The following is a 4,976-nucleotide window of genomic DNA, read 5'->3' on the forward strand; positions in this document are numbered from 1 at the left end:
CCCACGGCGGCGGCGCGACGGTCGCGGGGAGCACGCTGGGCGCGGCGCGGCGGGAGCGCTGCTCGACCCGCAGCACGTGCACCAGGCGGGACCGCTCGGCCAGCCACCCGTCGGCCTGCCGGCTCGCGTCCAGCAGGCGGAAGGCGCTCGGCCCGACCAGCTCGAGGCCGCAGCGCGGGCAGCGCGGGCCCGCGAGGGGGGCGGAGCAGTCGGGGCAGATGTCGGTGCGCGCGAACCGGGGCGGGGCGGCGGGCCCGGTCGGGGCGGGCGCGGGAGCGGTCATGGCGCCAGCCTGGCCGGACGTCGGCGCCGCCCGCAGGCGCCGACCTACTCAACCCCACCCGCCCGCCGTGGGTGGGGGTACTCAGGGCAGCGGCTGCTCCCCGGGCCAGCGCGGCGGGCGCTTCTCGGCGAAGGCGGCCACGCCCTCGGCGCGGTCGGCGCTGAACGCGGTGGCGCGCCAGGCGGCGTCCTCGACCTGCAGCCCGGCGGCCAGGGGCACGTCCATGCCGAGGCGCATGGCCCGCTTGGCGTTGCGCACCCCCACCGGCGAGTTGGCGGCGATCTGCGCGGCCAGGGCGAGCGCGGCCTCGCGAGCGGTGCCGGCGTCGACGAGCCGGTCGGCGAGCCCAAGCCGGTACGCCTCCTCGGCGTCGACGCGGCGGGCGGTCAGGATCAGGTCGGCGGCGCGCGACCAGCCGAGCCGGCGGGTCAGCAGCTGGGTGCCGCCGCCCCCGGGGATCACGCCGACGGCGACCTCGGGCAGCCCGAGCACCGCGGAGCGTCCTGCCACGACCAGGTCGCAGGCGAGCGCGATCTCGCAGCCGCCGCCCAGCGCGAAGCCGTCGACCGCGGCCACCACCGGCACCTCCAGGTCGAGCACCGACCGGTACGCGGGCGCCGTGACGAGGCGCTGCCGTCGCAGGTCGTCGTCGCTGAACCCGTTGCGCTCCTTGAGGTCCGCACCCACGCAGAACGCCTTCGGGTGCGACGACGAGACGACCACGGCCCGGGCGGACGCGTCGCCCGCGACCTGCGCCGCGGCCGCGGACAGCGCCCGGGCCATCGCGGTCGACACCGCGTTCATCGCCTCGGGTCGGTCGAGCACCAGCTCGACCACCCCGTCGTCGTGCCGCCTCAGGTCCACCCGCGCGTCGTCGCCCACGCAGGGGAGGCTAGTCCTCGCCCTCCTCGGCCGAGCCGGCCAGCGGCTGCGACGTCGGCAGGCTCTCGCGCGCCGTCGCCGCCGGGACGCCGCGCCCCGCGCTGCGGGTCACGAGCCACGGCGACACCGGGCCGATGCCCTTCAGCGTGCGCCGCCGCAGCGGGGTGCAGGTGAAGCCGGAGGTCTCGCCGAGGGCGACGGCGGTCTGGTCGTCGGCGAGCACCGTGCCCTGCGCGGCGATCGAGGTGAGCCGGCTGGCGCGGTTCACGGTGGTGCCGAACACGTCGCCCATCCGCGCCAGCACCTGTCCGCTCGACAGGCCCACCCGGACGTCCGGGAGCAGCGGGTCGGCGCCGATCTCGGCGACGAGGTCGAGCCCGATGCCGGCGGCGGCCGCGGGCGGCCACGCCACGAAGAGCACCTCGTCGCCGACGGTCTTGATGATCCGTCCGCCGTGCGAGGCGACGACGTCGGACGCCGTCGCCTCGAAGCGCTGCACGAGGGCGGCCAGCTCGCGCTCGGACAACCGCCGCACGACCCGGGTGAACGAGACCAGGTCGGCGAACCCGATGACGCGCAGCATCGTCGTGGTGCCCGGGTCGTCGTGCTCCTCGCTGCGGTACCGGATCAGCGCGGACGCCAGGTGCCGGCGCCACGCGTAGACCAGCAGCGGCTCGAACTGCTCGGCCAGCTCGGCGGCGAGCGCGCCGATGTCGCCCTCGTCCTCGTCGAGGCCGGCGGCGGCGTGCTCGCTCATCACCTCGCCGAGCAGCTGCACCTGCCACGAGGCGAGCCGGTCGACCGAGCGTCCGACAGCGCGGGTGAGGCCGAGCGCGGTCACCTCGTCGACCACGCCGCCGCGCACCAGGTCGGAGATGCGGGTGAGCGCCTCGACGTCGGACTCGGTGAAGGCGTCCAGCTCCTCCTCGACCGCGGGGAAGCCGAGCGCGCGCCAGAACTTGCGCGCCGAGCGCAGCGAGACCCCGGCGCCCTGCGCGACCTCGCGCGAGCGCAGGTGCGGGCGCTCGCCGAGCACCTGGTCCTCGGGGTCGAGGTCGGCGAACGGCTCGAGGTCGCTCACGTCGCCGCCCGCAGGTGGACGACGTCGCCCGCGGCCACCGCCGTCAGCGCGCCGGACGCCTCGCGGACGAGGAGCCGGCCGTCGTCGTCGAGGCCCTCGGCGTCACCCATCAGGGCCCCGCCGGGGCGTTCGACCCGGACGGTCTGCCCGAGGGTCGTGCAGAGCTCGCGGGCGGCGCCGGCGAGCCCGCTGGCCACGGCGTCGCCGTCCGCGGCCTCGAACGCGTCGAGCTGGCGCAGCAGCTCGCGCACCAGCGTGCGCAGGACGGTGTCGCGGTCGGTGCCGGCGGCGCCGGCGAGCCGCAGCGAGGTGCCGCCCGGCGGCAGCTCCTCGGCGGTGGACGTGACGTTCAGGCCGATGCCCAGCACGACCGCGTCGCCCTCGACCTGCGCGAGCAGGCCGGCCACCTTGCCGGCGCCGTCGCCCTCGCCCTCCGGCACGCCCGGGCGCGGCGGCAGCAGCACGTCGTTGGGCCACTTCAGGCCGGCGTCGACCCCGCTCCCCTCGCGCAGCGCGCGGACGACGGCGACGCCGGCGAGCAGCGGCAGCCACCCCCAGCGCCCGCGCGGCGCGGACGGCCGCAGGAGCAGCGACAGGGTCAGCGCCGCCCGCGGCGGCGTCACCCAGGTGCGGTCGAGCCGGCCGCGCCCGGCCTGCTGGTGCTCGGCCACGAGCAGCGAGCGGTGCGGCCACGCGTCGGGGTCGCCGGCGTGCGCCAGCAGGTCCGCGTTCGTCGACCCGGCCTCGGCGACGACCTCCAGGCGCGCCAGGGCGCCCGCTCCGGCGGCGTCGTCGACCAGCGCCCGGCGCAGGGCGGGCTCGCTGAGCGGCGGCCGGTCCAGGTCGGTGAAGCGCGAGCCCGGCATGTGACCAACCCTACGGCGCACGCCCGGTCGCCACCGGCCGTCCCGCGACTACGCTGCGGCAGCGTGAGCGCACTGGAGCACGAGGCCGACGGACCACCCGCGCAGGACGGCGAGCCCATCGACGTCCACACCACCGCGGGCAAGCTCGCCGACCTGCGCCGCCGGGTCCAGGAGGTCGCGAACGCCGGCTCGCAGCGAGCGGTCGACAAGCAGCACGCCCGCGGCAAGAAGACCGCCCGCGAGCGGATCGAGCTGCTGCTCGACGAGGGCTCGTTCATCGAGATGGACAAGTACGCGCGGCACCGCTCCACCGCCTTCGGCCAGGACGAGAACCGCCCCTACGGCGACGGCGTCGTCACCGGCTATGGCACGGTCGACGGCCGCCAGGTGGCCGTGTTCGCGCAGGACTTCACGGTCTTCGGCGGCTCCCTGGGCGAGGTCTTCGGCGAGAAGATCGTCAAGGTCATGGACTTCGCCATGAAGATCGGCTGCCCCGTCATCGGGCTGAACGACTCCGGCGGCGCGCGCATCCAGGAGGGGGTGGTCTCGCTCGGGCTCTACGGCGAGATCTTCCGCCGCAACGTGCACGCGTCCGGCGTGATCCCGCAGATCTCCCTGATCATGGGGCCGTGCGCGGGCGGCGCCGTCTACTCCCCCGCCATCACCGACTTCACCGTGATGGTCGACCAGACCTCGCACATGTTCATCACCGGCCCCGACGTCATCAAGACCGTCACCGGCGAGGACGTCGGCATGGAGGACCTCGGCGGCGCGCGCACCCACAACACCCGCTCCGGCGTCGCGCACCACATGGGCACCGACGAGGAGGAGGCGCTCGAGTACGTCAAGGCGCTGCTGTCGTACCTGCCGTCGAACAACCTCGAGGAGCCGCCCGCGTTCGAGGGCGGCGGCGACCTGGCGAAGACGCCGGACGACGAGTGGCTCGACACCTGCATCCCCGACTCGCCGAACGTGCCCTACGACATGAAGGCCGTCATCGAGCACGTCGTCGACGACGGCGACTTCCTCGAGGTGCACGCCCTGTTCGCGCCGAACATCATCTGCGGCTTCGCGCGCGTCGACGGCATGAGCGTCGGCGTGGTCGCGAACCAGCCGATGCAGTTCGCCGGCTGCCTCGACATCGACGCCTCCGAGAAGGCCGCGCGCTTCGTCCGCACCTGCGACGCCTTCAACGTCCCCGTGCTCACGTTCGTCGACGTCCCGGGCTTCCTGCCCGGCACCGACCAGGAGTGGGACGGCATCATCCGACGCGGCGCCAAGCTCATCTACGCGTACGCCGAGGCGACGGTGCCGCTCGTCACCGTGATCACGCGCAAGGCCTACGGCGGCGCGTACGACGTGATGGGCTCCAAGCACCTCGGCGCCGACATCAACCTGGCCTGGCCCACCGCGCAGATCGCGGTCATGGGGGCGCAGGGTGCGGTGAACATCCTCTACCGCAAGCAGATCCAGGCCGCAGCGGAGGCGGGCGACGACGTCGAGGCCGTCCGCCAGGAGTTCGTCACGCGCTACGAGGACACGCTCGCGAACCCGTACGTCGCGGCCGAGCGCGGCTACGTCGACACCGTCATCTCGCCGTCGAACACGCGGATGAACGTCACCCGCGCGCTGCGCGCCCTGCGCACCAAGCGCGAGACGCTGCCGCCCAAGAAGCACGGCAACATCCCGCTGTGAGCGACGAGAGCACCGAGCCCGCCGCCCCCGCCCTGCGGGTCGTCCGCGGCGACGCGACCCCCGAGGAGGTGGCCGCGCTGCTCGTCGTCCTGCAGGCTGCGGCCGCGCCCGCGGCGGCGGCGCCGTCACCGCCGACGAAGTGGGGCGCACCCCGGCGCGCCGTCCGCGC

At 75.4% G+C, this 4,976-nt stretch carries 5 protein-coding genes and 1 pseudogene; 2 read left to right on the forward strand and 4 right to left on the reverse strand.

Annotated elements, in window-relative coordinates:
• The 4 genes and pseudogenes from ACYVKY_RS21870 to ACYVKY_RS21885 form a co-directional block, all read right to left on the reverse strand.
• A pseudogene (locus tag ACYVKY_RS21870) lies at nucleotides 1–283 on the reverse strand (hypothetical protein); the annotation flags it as partial.
• An 81-nt stretch (nucleotides 284–364) separates the two neighbouring features.
• Nucleotides 365–1,165 carry an enoyl-CoA hydratase/isomerase family protein gene (locus ACYVKY_RS21875; protein WP_460437100.1) on the reverse strand — a complete coding sequence of 267 codons (801 nt, stop codon included), beginning with the start codon at nucleotides 1,163–1,165 and terminating at the stop codon, nucleotides 365–367.
• A 10-nt stretch (nucleotides 1,166–1,175) separates the two neighbouring features.
• Nucleotides 1,176–2,246, reverse strand: a complete 1,071-nt coding sequence (locus ACYVKY_RS21880; protein WP_460437101.1) for an adenylate/guanylate cyclase domain-containing protein — start codon at nucleotides 2,244–2,246, stop codon at nucleotides 1,176–1,178.
• Nucleotides 2,243–3,112 carry a biotin--[acetyl-CoA-carboxylase] ligase gene (locus tag ACYVKY_RS21885; RefSeq protein WP_460437102.1) on the reverse strand — a complete coding sequence of 290 codons (870 nt, stop codon included), beginning with the start codon at nucleotides 3,110–3,112 and terminating at the stop codon, nucleotides 2,243–2,245. The genes ACYVKY_RS21880 and ACYVKY_RS21885 overlap by 4 nt, the downstream gene beginning before the upstream one ends.
• Nucleotides 3,113–3,175: 63 nt before the next feature.
• On the opposite strand from ACYVKY_RS21885, the gene ACYVKY_RS21890 reads away from it, so the two are divergent.
• Complete coding sequence (locus tag ACYVKY_RS21890; RefSeq protein ID WP_460437103.1) at nucleotides 3,176–4,807, forward strand: acyl-CoA carboxylase subunit beta; 1,632 nt, start codon at nucleotides 3,176–3,178, stop codon at nucleotides 4,805–4,807.
• On the forward strand, nucleotides 4,804–4,976 hold a 173-nt coding region (locus ACYVKY_RS21895), incomplete at its 3' end, for an acyl-CoA carboxylase epsilon subunit (RefSeq protein ID WP_460437104.1). The genes ACYVKY_RS21890 and ACYVKY_RS21895, both read left to right, overlap by 4 nt.

Source organism: Angustibacter speluncae, from assembly GCF_054777815.1.

Excerpts from the sequence above, each read along its gene's own strand:
- ACYVKY_RS21885 (WP_460437102.1), bottom strand. The coding sequence starts at position 3,112 with ATGCCGGGCTCGCGCTTCACCGACCTGGACCGGCCGCCGCTCAGCGAG.